The 15,736-nt window shown below is 53.5% G+C and carries 7 protein-coding genes and 2 pseudogenes; 5 read left to right on the top strand and 4 right to left on the bottom strand.

Going from position 1 to position 15,736, the window contains the following annotated elements; all coding sequences use genetic code 11:
• The first annotated feature begins 135 nt into the window (after positions 1 to 135).
• A complete protein-coding gene (gene coxB / locus EGD98_RS18100; protein ID WP_220589816.1) occupies positions 136 to 909 on the top strand; it encodes a cytochrome c oxidase subunit II in 774 nt (257 codons plus the stop codon).
• Positions 910 to 973: 64 nt separating this feature from the next.
• Here the strand turns inward: coxB and EGD98_RS18095 are convergent.
• The 3 genes and pseudogenes from EGD98_RS18095 to EGD98_RS18085 form a co-directional block, all read right to left on the bottom strand.
• Positions 974 to 2,245 (bottom strand): annotated as a pseudogene (locus tag EGD98_RS18095) (RNA-guided endonuclease InsQ/TnpB family protein).
• 349 nt (positions 2,246 to 2,594) lie between these two features.
• Positions 2,595 to 4,910 carry a DUF2298 domain-containing protein gene (locus EGD98_RS18090; protein WP_220589784.1) on the bottom strand — a complete coding sequence of 772 codons (2,316 nt, stop codon included), beginning with the start codon at positions 4,908 to 4,910 and terminating at the stop codon, positions 2,595 to 2,597.
• Between the two features lie 770 nt (positions 4,911 to 5,680).
• A pseudogene (locus EGD98_RS18085) lies at positions 5,681 to 6,052 on the bottom strand (IS110 family transposase); the annotation flags it as partial.
• 211 nt (positions 6,053 to 6,263) lie between these two features.
• Between EGD98_RS18085 and EGD98_RS18080 the strand changes: the two are divergent.
• The 4 genes from EGD98_RS18080 to EGD98_RS18065 all read left to right on the top strand — a co-directional run bounded on the left by EGD98_RS18080 (position 6,264) and on the right by EGD98_RS18065 (position 13,555).
• Positions 6,264 to 7,988: a glycosyltransferase family 39 protein gene (locus tag EGD98_RS18080; RefSeq protein ID WP_220589783.1), complete on the top strand. Its 1,725-nt coding sequence runs from the start codon at positions 6,264 to 6,266 to the stop codon at positions 7,986 to 7,988.
• 297 nt (positions 7,989 to 8,285) lie between these two features.
• A complete protein-coding gene (locus tag EGD98_RS18075; protein WP_220589782.1) occupies positions 8,286 to 8,906 on the top strand; it encodes a rhomboid family intramembrane serine protease in 621 nt (206 codons plus the stop codon).
• A 310-nt stretch (positions 8,907 to 9,216) separates the two neighbouring features.
• Positions 9,217 to 11,472, top strand: a complete 2,256-nt coding sequence (locus tag EGD98_RS18070; RefSeq protein WP_220589781.1) for a V-type ATP synthase subunit I — start codon at positions 9,217 to 9,219, stop codon at positions 11,470 to 11,472.
• A 934-nt stretch (positions 11,473 to 12,406) separates the two neighbouring features.
• Positions 12,407 to 13,555 carry a DUF63 family protein gene (locus EGD98_RS18065; RefSeq protein ID WP_220589780.1) on the top strand — a complete coding sequence of 383 codons (1,149 nt, stop codon included), beginning with the start codon at positions 12,407 to 12,409 and terminating at the stop codon, positions 13,553 to 13,555.
• Positions 13,556 to 14,770: 1,215 nt separating this feature from the next.
• Here EGD98_RS18065 and EGD98_RS18060 read toward each other — a convergent pair.
• Positions 14,771 to 15,733 (bottom strand): transcription initiation factor IIB, encoded by a 963-nt coding sequence (locus EGD98_RS18060; RefSeq protein ID WP_220589779.1) that lies wholly within the window; start codon positions 15,731 to 15,733, stop codon positions 14,771 to 14,773.
• Positions 15,734 to 15,736: the final 3 nt, after the last annotated feature.

The raw sequence follows: 15,736 nt of genomic DNA, 5'->3' as shown, positions 1-15,736 counted from the left end.
TTGGTCGGTGAGGGCATTATTGGATTCTCACGGATCCATTGATATAAAACTACGCGACGACGGGCAGTATCTAGCGGTATAGTGATTTGGGTTGACTGGCAAAGCTATTTTATACTCCCGACACAAGCGATATCGATGCGTTTCACTCGTGGACTATCCTGGCTCTTCGTTATTGCAATAGGTGCGGTAGTTTTTAGTTCACCGGCGGCTGCCCAGTCGGTCAATCGGGCGGCCATCGACGAGCTGAACGAACAGCTACTGTACGTCGCTCTACCGCTGACGCTGTTCGTCGAACTGATGCTTGTCTATGCCATCTACCGGTTCCACAACAACGACAACCCCAGACCAACCATAGACGACCCCGCGCTCGAAGTGACGTGGACCGCCGCCACCGGTGCGATTCTGGTGTTCGTCGGGATATCAGGATTTTTTGTCATGACCAACCCCTATATTACGCCGGCCGCGGCCGATACGACGGCCGACGCCGGCGAGGAGGTCGAAATAGATGTACTGGCCTATCAATACGGCTGGGAATTTAGCTACGAGGACACTGGTGTCACCACCAGTGAGCGACTCGTCCTCCCAAAGGGGATTGACGTCAGGTTTACCATGACCTCCTCGGAGGTGATACACGCCATTTATATACCCCAGTTTGGGGTGAAACAGGACATCTTCCCCAGTCAGGAAACAGTTGCCCGGACCAGACCGACCGAAACCGGGTCGTACCGCCTCTACTGTGCCGAACTCTGTGGTCCGGGTCACAGCAAAATGCAGGCCACCGTCGTCGTGATGAACCAGTCCGACTACGACGCGTGGCTTACCGAGCAACAGGGCCGCTTGAACGAGACTACCGCGGATAACACGCTCACGACGAATGCGACCGCCGCGTCTCTTGTTCGGCCAGCGTGAGAGATATCTGGTGTAGTGCCACTCAACTAACTTAATTTAGCCATCCGAAAAAATGTGAACTACCCTACTCGCTCACGGCTGAGGCCGTTCGCTCGTTGAGGGTAGGGCTTCCTGCTTCCACGACGCGCTTTGCAGACACCGAATTGATGTCCGTAGGGAGCGCAGTCTTCACAGGCGTTGATTCGGAGTATCCCACTCCTATGTCTTCAAGGCCGAGAGAAAGAATGTTCCACGCCGCGTTCGCATCCCTGTCCGCCTCGAAAGCGCAGGCAGGACAGGAGTGGTCACGGACCCACAGTGTTTTCTCCGTCGAAACACCACCGGACGCGCACTCCTTGGTTGTCCCTCTCGGGTTGACCGCGACGAAGTGCGTCCCCTCGCGCTCACACTTGTATTCGAGCAACGAGAGGAACGTCCGCCACGCGACAGACGCCGTATTGCGGCTGTTCGACGATGACTCCATCATCCCCTTCACGTTCAGGTCTTCAACCGTTACGAGGTCGTATTCCCGAGCGTAGTACACCGAGAGTTTGTGCAAGAATCGCGGCGCTTGCGCCGAAGGTAGGCGTGACACTCCGCTACGCGCCGTCTTTGCTTCTCGTAGTTGTTCGACCCATGTTGTTTCTGCGAGAGCTTCCGTTGCTCGCGCTTCAAGCGGTCACGCTCGTCGGAGAGGCTGGCACCCGACCGCCGTGCCGTCGGTATCGTGGGCGGACTTGAGTGTCCCTACGTCGATGCCGACGCATTTCTCGGGATTCTCAGGCGGTTCGGGCGGTTCGCAGTCCATTGCGACGCCGAACGTGGCGAACCATTCACCTGTGGGTTCCTTCTTGAGCGTGACCTGCTTGAGTGTGGCGTTGTCGGGGATAGCTCGGTGGAGCCGGATTGGTATGTTCGCGAGTTTCGAGAGTGACAGCACAGTCTGACCGCCCTTCTTGTCGAGCTTGAAGCCAGACTGACTGTACGTGAAACTGCGGAACTCCCGTGGCGGCTTCCACTTGAGTTGCCCGACGCCGTAGCCGTTCTCTTTCAGCGCGGAGAGGCCTTTGAGGTTGTCGAACAGACGTTCCACGACGGTTTGGAGAACCTTCGAGTACACGTCCGAGAGGTCGTCCCACCACTGCTTGAGGTCGGGAAACTCCGACCGCAGGGTGGTCATGGACGGCAGTTCGCCGTGTTCGTCTTGGTACTCGTTGAGGCGGTAGAGCGTGTGGTTGTAGAGTTGCCTACAAATGTCTCGGTGACGGTCCAACTCCCCGCGGTGGGCGTTGGACGGTTTGAGACGGTTAGGCGTAGTACATGGCTCTCTACTCGTGTTCCTCGATGTACTCGTCAAGTCGCTCTCGGATGAACGACGAGAGATTCAGGTGGTGTTCCTGAATCCACTCGTGTTGGTCCTCTCGGAGAGTAATTGTGGTCCGTTTCACTGTATGCATAGTATATACTCTATGCGCAAAAAACATTACTACTGCATGGGCCTGTGGACCTGCCACCGAATCGTGTATGAGAACTGTGCGGCGCTGTATCCCCTTCCTGCTCGCGCCTTCGGCGCTCGCTGAGGAAGGGGGCTTAGCACCTCAGTTAGGCTAACCCCTTTCCTCAGTGAGTGCGACTGCAAAGAGGAACCCACGAGCAGAGAAGCGGTTTAGTGTCACACAGTCATCAGTATCCCCATTTTCCAGGTCTCAAAGTGAACTCTGGTTGACGCGGTAAATTATGACTTCCCCCGAGCGGTGTATTTCGACTACACTGTCCAAGTGTTGGACCGTGATGGTTGAGTAGCGGGCCTGTTCCGCTGGACCGTTATAAATATATTTCACATTATATTTCTGGAGAAGTTCGCGCTGTTGAGCGTGCTGGCCACTGTAGATGGCTTCGACGTCGTTTACACGCTGGTAGTAGACACTGCGGTTCCGATACTGAATCTGGTGAACCCACCCTGCCACCGTCGGGATTCCTGTCAGGCTTGACGGGGCACTGGCCCCTTTGCCCTCACTGGGTACCCAATAGTAGCCAGCTGGCGCTGCAGTGACCATGTTCGGGCGACCGTCTATCTCACGGTTCAGCCAACGGATAGCTTCAGATTCTCCAGGATGAGAATCGTTGAGGTATGCCATCCCATTAAGCGTTGGTTCCCCGGCGCGGTTGACATGGTTCGGCAGCGCAATGGCGGCGTACACCGATGTCGAACAAACCAGAAAGATAACAAAAATTGTCGTTCCAGCCTTTATGAGTTGCCCCTTTGTCTCGCTATCCGGACACCAGCGCGTCAGCAACCATGCGAGTATCGGTCCGACAGCAGCGCCCCACAGCACCCAAACCTGCATATATGTCTTGAAAACGGTGTTCATCCGCCCGAGGTTCTCCTTAATGAAAATAAACTCCACAAAGATGACCAGTCCAGCTCCCGCCACCACCAGCACAGTCTCGAAGCCGACCGAGCGCTCGCCGCCGTCGGTCAGCGCCGGCAGCACCCCCCATGTCGGCCTGCCGTCAGGCGCGCGAGCAAATAGCCAAGCCCCCACGAGCAGCGGGAAGACGAGGCCGATAGCGGCTAGGTCAACTAGTGCGCCAACTACGACCGTGATGAGAAATCCTAGGCCGACAAACCGAGCCTTTCTGGTGGCTGTATTTCTGCCAATGTGCGCGTATAGGTACACGGCAAAAGGAATGAGGAATGGCCCGTGGATGGCCAGCAGCTCGGGTAGACTGCTCCGGTCAGGCAGATACGTGACTTCGCGGCCGCTTCCGACCCCCAGCCAAAATGGGAGCGACCAGAGTAACCCAAGAATAGCGATGACAGCAGCGACGGCGATTGAGAGTCCGATTCGAGATCCCTCGGCTGCTAGTCCCTCTTGGGGGAGTGGATCACGAAACACGGCCGGTAGCAACGTCTGCGGACTAGTCGGCGACATAGCGACGGTCACCATTGCGAGTCCGGCGATAGAGGGGAACGACCACGTGTTTGTTACTGCCATGAATCCAGCGACCAACGGAAGGGCCCCAAACAGAAGCAATAGCCGCTGTTCACGCTTTTCACCTGGAGTCTGGTAGTAGCTGAAACACAGTGCTGCTGCAAGGACGAGAAATCCCGTACTCATCATGTGAGCGTGGAGGTCGCCGTTGAGCCAGGCGAACAGGGGGAATTCGTTTACACTGTATCCCTTCGCGGGTGTATACGTGGCGAAGTCTGTGGGATCGTCTTTGATCACGCGGCTGGCGTCCCAAAAGTAGAACTCGCTGGGACCGTTGGCTAGACCACTTAATTCATAACCAGCAGCCCCGGCTACCGCACCGGCGACGCTATCTGGCAGGAGCCACAGTAGTCCACGAGCTGGCGTCGTGAGGTTGCTAGCGATACCGACAAAAAATGCTGAGAGTCCTGCGGCGAGTCGGCGAGGAAGATTTCGAGCGGCTGCGACGGCGCCGGCCAGTCCGTAGACACCCGTCACTAACGTCGCGTAGAACCCTGCGAGTGCGAGATTATAGGCATATTGGCCGGCCGTCCCCGTCAATCGGGTTAGAATCGCTGTTAGCAAGTGGCCGCCATAATAGTACGCGACCGGCTTACCAGCAAACCACATGTCTTCCGGCGGGAGGGTATCGGACCGCAGCAGAGACTGGACAAGCCCGAAATCAAGGAACTTTTCGCCAGCCATCGGAGAGATAGCTGGGTCGAGGGCCCGAATCCACACCACGAAGAGAAACGCGATAGTGAACACAGAGGCAACCTCACCGAACGACCGGAACTCGATAGGCTCTCGGCGATAGGAGACTGAGGCGGCCCCCACGAGCACTATCACCCCCAGCCAAATACCGGCCGTTATTGAGATGCGACCGACGAAATACGTACACAGCCAGAGAATCACCAGTGCTACCGGCAAGCCAAAGGCGACCCCACGCTCGGCAAGATTGGGGAACAGTGCCGAGGCGATAGTTGCACCAACGTAGGCCAGCAGGAGATAGAAAGCGAGCCAGATGATGATGAGACCGTATTCCATCACAAGAGCCGATGAAGTGCTTATTGTAAGAATATATCTTGGTGTCCCACTCTTTGGGAATTCGATTTACAGTGCTTCCTCTTGTGAAGCGCATATATACTGAAAAATAGAATACCCGCGCCTGAAGGCGGGATGAATCCGACAACTTTTATCCACCGCGATGGCAAGGCCAGATATTCCACGCTAACCGATACCACTAATAAAATAAGTCGCTCATCCGTAGCACATTACTTATATCACAGCGTTGCTCGAATAGTGTGTTTGAGTCAGTTTCAGCATAGATCCCGGAACAGCTACTGACGTAGCTGGAACGCTATGAGATACGGTGTCAGCTTGTCCTTGAACTCGGCTTTCATATTACAATCTGATATTTTATCGGACGAAAACGGCGTGTGAGACCGTATTAAAGCGGGTATGCGGATTCCAGTTGTGGGTACATATTCTCAGTTGGAGATGCGAACGGTGTGAACGCCGTCTCCAGCACTCCCACCGACGCCTCGGTAGCGGTGAAATCAGACTCCAAATCCGCCAGTAGAGCGTTTCTTGTAATCATCTTTGCATTCCAAATGTCAATGTGACAACGTGCAAAGCTGAGCTTGAAGATACCTTGGTGGGGCGAGAGCCACTGCCGCGTTAATGGCGCGTGGTTCTCGCAGGTGTTGACGTGTACCTTAGTTGGTGGCTTTCGACAGGATTCCGTGCTGTCCGGTGCCACGGTCGCCGATGATGAAGATTGGCGCCTTATCAGTTTTTGTGACTGCGCCCAAGCGCGCGCGGTGGCGCCGGAATTCCTCCGGCGGGACGTAGCTTTCTGGCACTTCGCCCAACCGGAGGAACCGTGCAAGGTTCTTGGCGTCCTTGCGGTCGTTTTTCTGTTTCTGATTTTCGAGCCAATCCGCCTTGGCCGGATTGGCGAGAGTTACGTCCAACTCTTCGTCGAGTCTGTCGTAAATGGTGAAGTAGTTGCTTCCCGCCTCGAGCGCAGCGTTACTACCAGAGTACTTCTGTGCAATCTCGTCGAGGTCCGCGTTGGCGACGCGGACCTCTTTAACGACCTCGCCTTCATCGTCGAGAACAGCAACTTGTGCTCGCCGTTTGTGGAGGTCAATGCGCAAATAGTGATCAGTGGTTGCGGTCGTGATGTCCTCTGGAGTCCTGAATGCGTGATGCGGAACGACATCGCTGCGGGCTTGCAGCCACGGCCGACCGATATCGGCCGGGCTGCGATCCCAATTCTCCTGTTCCTTCGCATCCGAGGTCCGTCATCCTCCCGTACTCGGGGATGTATGTCATAGATTTACCTTCGGGACTCCATGACGTACTTCACGCTCTAGGGATTTCAGCGGGATTCTCATGGAGTCACTCTCTTTACCCTTTGACATCGGAAGCACTCTCTACTCATCATTGAGCAATAATCTTATGAATGTACTCCTGTTGCAGGTGTATATGCGATTGAATCGGTACAGAGTGTTCTTATTGCTTGCTCTCGGTCCCTCTGCAGTCGTCCAGATTGCCTACCTCCGTACACACGAGTTCCCGGCGCTGCTAGGTGGGCTCTTCCTGGAGATGGCGGCGACTGTCGCCAGTTCTGATGCACTGGTACCGGCGACGATTTCGGGCTTTACGAGCGACGGGATTCCGTTCGGTTATCCGCCGCTGGGCTTCTACGTTATCGCGCTCTTCCAGAAATTGGGCGTTGATGGTGTCAGTCTCTTGCGGTTCGGGGCGCCAGTTATTCTGCTGTGCAACGTCGTGATGCTATACCATTTTATAACTGTGATCACTGATAGCCCGGAGACCGGGTGTATTGCCGGCATTATCACCGGCACTAACCTCTCGCTGAACGTGTATCTAATTGGTGCAAGTGGATTTGTCCGTGGACTTGGTTTTTTGTTTATGCTGGTCGCGATGCTCGGGGCCTACCAATACTATGCGAACGGTGAAGGACAACGGGCTCTTGCCATCGTTGTCGTCGGCTGGGGGCTTGTGGTTCTGACCCATCCCGTCCAGGCCGCAGCGGCGGGGGCGGCTATCGCTGCCGCGTGGCTCGTCTGGGATCGCTCGCTACGGGGGCTCGCGACTGGGGCGGGTATTGCTGTCGTTGGGCTTATTATCGCTAGCCCGTGGTGGCTTACCGTTGTTTCTATTCATGGAGTAGACATTTTTTTTGCCGGGGCGGGCTCACAGGGTTCAATTAATAATAGTCTGTCAGATCTGGCGGACCTTGTCCGATGGTTCTGGGGTAGTAGCTACGTGCTGAACTGGCCGGCAGTCTTTGCACTTATCGGCACCGTGGCAATGGTTTCCCGGGGTGAGTGGCGCCTGCCCGCTTGGCTTGCCACACCAGTTTTCCTTTTGGTGCCACCCCATGGCCGTCTCGGGATACTGATTGTTGCGCCGCTGGGGGCGGTGGGATTCATATTCATCCTCTCCGCTCTCACGGGACTGGATACTGACCTACCGGATATGTCCGTACAATGGTTCTCCCGTCCAACTCTGTCTGGTATGACATTTGTCTTGCCGGATCTGTCCTCAAAGCGAGTGGTCGCGATTATGTTCATTGTCCTTCTCGTTGGCCCGTTCATAAGCCAGAACATGGTCGCTGCGTCCAGAACCAGCTCGGACAGTCCGCTCCCAGTGTATGTCGACGCTGAGGACCGATCGGCAATGGAGTGGATTGAAGATGAGACCGCCGTAGACGCACAGATAGCCGTTTTCGGAGGAGCTAGCGAGTGGTTACCGTATTTCACAAATCGGACATCGGTCATCGTAAAATACGGGACTGAGTGGTTGGGTCAAGAGACGTTCCGGAGACACGAATCGGCTCAATCACAGCTCGGGAACTGCTGGAACGCCTCGTGTGTGAATGCAACACTCGTCAAGTACGAGTTCGCTCCGGAGGTTGATTACGTCTACGTACCCTACGGCAGATTCATGTCCGGCCGCACTGCAACGTCAATTCCACCGGCGCTTCATCGGTCAATGGTTGCGAACCCCCAATTCACTCGGGTATACCGTAACAGTGGTGTTAGTATCTACAAATACAACCAAACTGTACCGGTAGACCGTGAGAATTGACCATAGACGGCCAAGGCGTGACTGTTGGAGGCCACAGCCATAGTTTAACTCAGCTTTGCACGTTGAAGTAGGAGCGTGACGTAGACGGTAGCAAGAACGGATGATGCCGATTACGGACTTCCATCAAGCAATCGCTAAAACGGTTAAATCAAGCTAAGTCTGGCGATTCACCACGGCCAGTTGAACGGTCTTTTGAGCTTTGAGTTTGACAGTTCCGTTCAGAACCGTACTCGCTCTTTGGCAAATTTCCTCGGGCTAGTAAAATCCATTATTAACCGGCCAATACCTACTGTTGGTATGATTAGTTCTTTCCGAATCAACATGACCTATCTTATTCTCATACTAATGTGGGCAACGTTTTTGATGCAGTTCGTAATATTCCCTGTTTTTTTTCGGATCCCTCCCGGATCTTTATTATGGCGGTCAATATTTGTTCTCTCGCCACAGCAGCCGCTAAACGTCTTGACATGGGTCACGTCTATATTCTCTCATGGCAGCTTTGTTCATATCGGAATTAATAGTATCGTGCTATTTTTTGTTGGCCCAGTCGTTGAGCGGCGCCTCGGAAGGGTGCATTTTGTAGTGTTGTTTCTCGTTTCGGGTATAATAGCCGGGCTTGCACAGGTTGGTACGACACTGGTCCTAAACACGGGGATTCAGCCAGGTATCGTTGGCTCATCGGGTGCCATTATGGGTATATTGGGGGTACTAACCCTCCACAGGCCCAATATTAAAGTATATTTATTTTTCTTAATCCCAGTGCCCTTCTGGATACTAATTGTCGGATTTGCTGCTTTCTCGACCGTTGCTGGCTTCTCTTCGATGGGTCCTGGGGGTGTAGCAAACTGGGCCCATCTCGTGGGGCTCGGTATCGGAATTACATATGCAACCGTCTTCCAGAAACAGCATGCTCTTTAATTCCTCTCGGAAGTGATTTATTTAATATTACTTCCGAATCTGGGTGCGAAACTATTAGAAAATCTTGACGATATTAGGTTATGATTGACACAACGGTGAATTTCAAGAAGAGGATCTATACGCATAAAAGCGAAGCAAGTCCTGTTGACCGGGATTAACACGAACTTCGTAACTACAATATAGACGTTTGGATTAGAATTAGCCGATTAGAGAATGCCACGGCCAATGGCTCTGGACTTAACAACGAAGGCTGTCGAAACGACGACGGAAGTAGACAGAGATAGCAATACAGATTCCGAGGGTATGTTTGATGCTTAGACCTAAGAAAATGTGCCGCGTCTCGGTGACGGGGTCGAAACGGACCATGGAGCCGGTCATTGAAGCCGTCCACGCTCTCGACATCCTTCATGTTACCGAGTATGATGGCTCGTGGGATGGGTTCGAACCTGGTGACCCGGTCGAGGGGGCCGACGAAGCATCGGACCAGCTGGTCACCGTCCGTTCGCTGGAATCTATCCTCAACGTTGGCGAGGAAGACGCTGGCTCGATGCAACTCGTCGCTGACGAGACCCTTGAAGAGGATCTTGAAGAGGTCCGCTCAGAGGTCACCGAACTTGATGACCATCGAAACGAACTCCGCGACGAGCTGCGCGCGGTTGAAGACGAGATCAACGCGATGGAACCTTTTGTCACGCTAGGTATCGACCTCGATTTGCTTCGGGACTACGATACTCTCTCGGTGACGGTTGGCGAGGGTGACGCCGCTGAAGTCCGGTCGGCACTCGCCGACAGCGCACTGGACACTTTCGAGGTGTTCGCCGAGGACGGCGTGCTGGCGGTGTTCGCTCGCAGCGGAGCAGATGACCTGCAAGATGTTTTAGTCGGCACGACCTTCTCGGCGTTGGAGGTACCCGAGGGTGACGGCGATCCCAGCGAGTACTCGGAAGAATTGAACCACCGTAAACAGAAGCTCGAATCAAAACTCGAAACCGCCGAGAGCGACCTCGAGAACCTCCGACTTGACTACAGTAGCTTCCTGCTAGCTGTCGAAGAGAAACTATCAATAAAAGTTCAGAAAGCCGAGGCCCCACTCGCATTCGCGACGACTGAGAATGCTTTCATTGCGGAGGGATGGATTCCCAACAAGGATTACGAATACTTCGAACGCGAAGTAGGGAATGCTGTCGAGACAGCCATTGACATCGAGAAACTAGAAGTCGCTGAATACGACGACCAAGGACATGTCCATTCGAAAGAGAAAATCGAGTCAGAGAATGGCGAGTCCAATGAGACTGAGGAAACCAGCCCGACTATCGAGGACGAGAAGGGGTCGGAAGAAGCTGCAGCAGACGGTGGGACAGTCACGATGAGTGATAAAGCTCCCCCAGTAATTCAGGACAATCCTGGTGGAGCTCGCCCCTTCGAATCACTCGTTGAGGTTGTTAGCCGCCCGAAGTACGGCGAGTTCGACCCGACAGTGTTTTTCCTTCTTTCCTTCCCAGCGTTTTACGGATTCATGATAGGGGATATCGGCTACGGACTTCTCTACTTTTTCGCTGGCTACGCTATCTACAACAAAGTCGATAGCGACGTACTGAAAAGTCTTGGTGGCGTTGCAATGTGGGCAGGTGGGTTTACGATCCTCTTTGGTTTCCTGTATGGTGAGATATTTGGTTTACTCATCGTATCGGACGTTATCTGGCCGATTCTTGGCTTCAAGAGCGCGCCAATACACAAGGGGTTAAAACCTCAGTACGGAGAGTACGCTATCGCGTGGTTGACCATTAGTGTCCTCGCTGGTGTCATCCACCTCTCCATTGGGTGGGCGCTTGATTTTGTTCAGAATCTTTCCCACAGCCTCTGGGATGCGCTCACTGAGAGTGGGTCATGGCTGCTGATGATGTTTGGGCTATGGGCTTGGGTATTCTCTGGGGCTAACGGAGCTGCACCAAACTTCCTTTACACAACTCAGGAAGGGATCTTCGCTGGCAATCCATTCCCGTTCGGATTTGCCGGCCTTCCGGCAATGAACCTGTTCACGCTACCGATTGTTAATGCGCCGTTCTCGGCGTGGTTAGTCGTTTTCTTTGTCGGATTTGGTTTACTCGCACTTGCCGATCCAATTGAACTTGTGGAGTTCCTCAACGTCTTTGTGAATGTATTGTCGTATACCCGACTGGCTGCGGTGTTGCTCGCCAAAGCGGGGATGGCATTCGTAGTTAATCTCCTCTTTTTCGGCGTATACGTCGATAGCGAGGGAGGATGGCACTTCGGCGTATCTGGAATGCCAACGATACCCGAAGGTGCGGAATCCGTAATGTATCACGGTCACGAGGTGGTCAATATAATGTTCCCCGGCCTGATGCATTCCGGCATTGCTGCCGTCGTTGGTGGTCTGCTGATACTTGTACTGGGCCATGCATTGGTACTTATTCTTGGCGTTACCAGTGCAGGCCTGCAGGCGGTACGTCTTGAGTACGTCGAGTTCTTCGGGAAGTTCTATGAGGGTGGCGGCAGACCATACAATCCCTTTGGCTACGAGCGGACCTACACAACTGAAGAATAATGAATTTTTGATATTTTGTTCTTTGTAATCTGATTAAATTCATTTGACTTGTGAGCAGTCGGGAACACATCTTCGAACGGTGTATGTAAGTTCTCCGAACCGGCGAAACTGCCTGATTCAACGACGTCATACCATCGCGTGGGTTGTTTTGTATTTCCCGAGTGTATACGGCCTACAGCTAACTGGTGGCTGACTTTTTCCAAACTGAACAATTGGTGAATATGGTGAACGCCAGGGGGCTTGGATGTAGTCAGCAGTGACTGAACAACACTCGTGGTGACTGTTCCAGTTGCTCGCGCCTGATCGGGAGCGCGTATCCACCAGCCGGAAGATTTGCTGTACGCCGATGACCAATTGAGCCGCTCATATAATCCGGTATAGCTCAACACCGAGAGGTAGTTGGTGATAAGCCCAGAGTTGTTGCACAAGCGAGTCGCTACCGGCGATATCTCGGTCGTTCGAGCTAAGCTCTGTTAACTGGTAATATTTAGACGTTACGCTTGACACTGCCCCTACTGGGGAATTTCCACCTGGCGGGGTTCAGTGCATACACGAACGTGGTTCTTTTTGCCATCGACCTGAACACTGCGCCGAGTCTTAGGAGGAGCGTGATGTCCGCACGAGAGACAGCCTTGAGTTCTTTGAGTGTGTCAGCGAGCTATAAGTTTGTCAATCCACGAGAAAGCCCGATACTAACTCCGGCAACACCGGGATGCCATAATCTTCGGTAGTTGTTTCGCTCAGTTCGGCAAGGGCTCCCTCTGTCATGGACTCTCTACCGATGACGAAGAGCGATCCACTGATGCGGGACGAGGTCGTCAGGATTGATATTGCTTCCATTCCTGTCCCCTGCTGAGGTAGAAACGACAGACATGACAGGCCGTCACCATCGGCTTACACCGGTTTTAAATACTTAAAACGCAACGGCCGGATTATGAGCGCCTTTGAGTCCCTTCAGGAGGAGTCCGGTGCGGCCCGCCTGTGGGTGGGATCCCTCCTTAGCATCGTCGTCTTCGTCGCGGGTGCGGCGATGGCAATGCCGACCCGCATCTGGGACCGCTTTCTTTGGCACTACTTCTGGGGGCCGGTGTACGCCGACGCCAAAGCCGCAAGCTGTGCAGTGATGACCAACAGCGGCCCAGAACCGCTGTATCAGGGATGCGAAGCCGCTATCGAGCGCGGCGCAATCGTCGCCGAACCTGGCTATACTGTCGTCTCGGAAATCGGCTACATGCTCATACTGGTGTACATGCTTGTCGGCGTCTACCTGCTGCTGGAACGACTGGATATCGCTGACGACCCGAACCTCTACTTTGCCTTCGTCCCGTTCATGTTACTCGGCGGGGCCCTGCGGGTGGTCGAGGACGGCACCGACCGGGCCATCGACGCGGGTGTGACACCGCTCGTGGAGTACCCGCTGAATTCGCTCATCATCAGTCCTATCATCTACGGGACCGTCTTCCTCGTGACGTTGGTCTCGCTTGTGGGCTGTCTCGCGCTTCAACGATGTGGCTACATCGAGAACTACTACCGTGGCACTTCCGGAGTTGGCGTCACACTCGTGGTGGGGACGCTTGCCTATCTAATGCTGGGCACACTCTCGTATGAGTACTCCACGCTGTACCCGTCCGTGTTGCTCTCGACGGTGGGAATTGCATCGGGGCTGTCCGTGGGTCTCTACATCCTGTTTGAAAAATATGCTCCCGAAGTCAACGCCGGCACCAGTTACATCGGACTGCTGGTCATCTGGGGCCACGCTATCGACGGCGTTGCGAACGTAATCCTCGCGGATTGGCTTGATGCGTTGTCGGTGCCACTGACCTACTACCCGAAACACCCGGCCAACGCCTTCATAATCGATACCACTGAATCGCTCCAGGCCGCTAGCCTAACGGCCGTTATCGGCACCTCGTGGCCCTTCCTCTTTGTCAAGTTGGGCGTGGCATCCGCTGTCGTCTGGCTGTTCAACGACCAGTTCCTCGAGGAGTCACCGCGCTACGGACTGCTGTTGCTGGTGGCCGTTACCGCCGTGGGCCTCGGCCCCGGCACGCGCGATATGCTTCGGGCCACCTTCGGCATCTAGGGAAACCGGTTGTGGCCTCTGTCGAGTCGCGCCTCAAAGACTATTTCCTCAGGCACGCACTCAGTCCGCTTGCCGAAGTACGAGTCGTCAAAAAAGATCGGTTGGTAACGGTGTCAAGGTTCGAGCGTTGTATTGTGGAGCGTGGCGAAGGCTCTGAGCCATGACCTAGTGGATTTGGTGGAGCTACAATACGGAAATCGGTACCAGAAGCGTCTGGTTCGGCATTTGAACAGGCCGAACCAGGCTTTGATGAGTGACCGATTTCCCTACGTTTCGCGTTCGTCCTCACAATTTAGGAGTTCGAGCGGCCAGTCGTACCACGGGCCGCAGTTGGCCCGCACCTGCGGGCGACCGCAGCACCGTTCGAGCACGTATTTGGGAAACAACAGCGCATCCAGACTCGACCGACTGGGCGAAACATTCATTGCTAGCACTTCTAGCATGTCACAATCGACTGCCACCCAGGCATAGATTTCCTCACCGTCGATTTCGATTTTCGTTTCATCGACGGCGACCTCTTGTCGGTCTCGGCAGTCGGGCTCGAACAGTCCCTTCAACCGATGAAATCACTGTCTGATAGCTTCGTAGGACCGGTCCACGAACGGCTCTATCTTTCTATACCACAAGCCAGCATGATGCAGAAATGCCGCGAGGACACGCCGCTCCGTCGGCGTGTCCTCGCGCGAAAATATTTCTTTTTCGCGTGCCTACTCAACCGTACGGTCGAGTATTGTTGAGTCACTAACTTACCCTAACTCGACCGCTTCCTTCACGCTAAGGTTGACACCGCTCTAAGGACTCGACGCAAAAACAACTGAAAAGATCCAGAACTAAACAGTGTGTTAAACTCAGAAATGACACATAAGTGTTACAAACACCAATTAAAGTTACAACTGAATATGCCCATTCAAGTACTGCGGAGGTAAGAGAGTATGAATAATAATAACTGCTCCAAAAAATACACATATTACAGATGCTAGCTGAGTCAACCGTATATCGTAATATCGCGGCGTGTTTCTTTCAGCACATTTCTCTCGATTCCGATACTCAATTAGGTTCACGAATTTGGCAGTCTTCACTGGCTCAAAGATTCCATACGTTCCGATTAATAATAGTAACCAGCCAACTATTACATATCCATAAAATACAATCATATTACTAATTGACAACTCACTACCGAGTTTCCAAATAAATTAGTGGCTTCTCTATGGTCGATTAGCCATGCTCTTCGTACACCTCGAGAAGCTCCTGATATCGAATTCTGATGGTTAATGGTGTGATATTGGCTACTTCACTCACCGTCTCCTGTGTGAGTTGTTCGTTCGTAAGATGTGTTCCAGCATATAAAGCGGCGGCTGCCAATCCTGCTGGACTCTTCCCACTATGGACAGCATTGTTTGTTGCTACATCAAGAATTTCACGAGAGCGCCGTTCTGCTTCATCGCTTACCTCAAGCAAGGATGCGAATTGTGGGATATATCGAGTTGGGTTTTCTGGCTCAATTTCTAATCCGAGTTCAGAGGACAGATATCGGTATGCCCGCTGGACTCGAACTTTTTCGACACGGCTGACCTCGGCGAACTCAGTCAGAGATCGTGGTAGTTTGTGGTGTCGGGTGGCCGCATATAATGATGCTGTAGACATACCTTCGATAGAGCGACCGGGAAGCAGATTCTTTTCTACAGCCCGACGGTACAGGACGCCTGCAGTTTCCCGGACTGAATCTGGAAGCCCGAGAGCGGATGCCATCCGGTTGATTTCACCGAGAGCCTGCTTGAGATTCTCCTCATGCGCATCCTTCGTTCGGAACCGCTCGTCCCATTTCCGGAGTCGCTGTAACTGGGCGCGTTTTCGACCAGAGACATCCTGCCCATAGGCATCTTTATTTTTCCAATCAATGGTTGTACTCAGCCCCTTGTCGTGCATCAAATGTGTCATGGGAGAACCAACACGACTCTTTTTATCCTTCTCACCCGACATGAATGCACGCCATTCGGAACCAAGGTCAACTTTATTTTTCTCGAAAACTAATCCACAGCCATCACATGTCGCTTCACCTCGGTCGCCATTTTGAGTAATGGTGTCTTGGCACTCAGGACACGTGTTATCCTGGAGAGACTCTGGGTTGTGCTCCTGACTGTCTGAGGACTGTCTATGGGATTGTAATTTATCCTTCATAAC

This window comes from Haloarcula salinisoli, from assembly GCF_019599405.1.
Classification (GTDB): Archaea; Halobacteriota; Halobacteria; order Halobacteriales; family Haloarculaceae; genus Haloarcula; species Haloarcula salinisoli.
Note: the sequence above shows the minus strand (reverse complement) of the source record. Positions and strands in the feature narration are given on the sequence as shown.

Bases quoted from the DNA above. Each gene is read 5' to 3' on its own strand.
- EGD98_RS18090 (WP_220589784.1), bottom strand. From the start codon at position 4,910: ATGGAATACGGTCTCATCATCATCTGGCTCGCTTTCTATCTCCTGCTG.
- EGD98_RS18075 (WP_220589782.1), top strand. From the start codon at position 8,286: ATGATTAGTTCTTTCCGAATCAACATGACCTATCTTATTCTCATACTA.
- EGD98_RS18080 (WP_220589783.1), top strand. From the start codon at position 6,264: ATGGAGTCACTCTCTTTACCCTTTGACATCGGAAGCACTCTCTACTCA.
- EGD98_RS18060 (WP_220589779.1), bottom strand. From the start codon at position 15,733: ATGAAGGATAAATTACAATCCCATAGACAGTCCTCAGACAGTCAGGAG.
- coxB (WP_220589816.1), top strand. From the start codon at position 136: ATGCGTTTCACTCGTGGACTATCCTGGCTCTTCGTTATTGCAATAGGT.
- EGD98_RS18070 (WP_220589781.1), top strand. From the start codon at position 9,217: ATGCTTAGACCTAAGAAAATGTGCCGCGTCTCGGTGACGGGGTCGAAA.
- EGD98_RS18065 (WP_220589780.1), top strand. From the start codon at position 12,407: ATGAGCGCCTTTGAGTCCCTTCAGGAGGAGTCCGGTGCGGCCCGCCTG.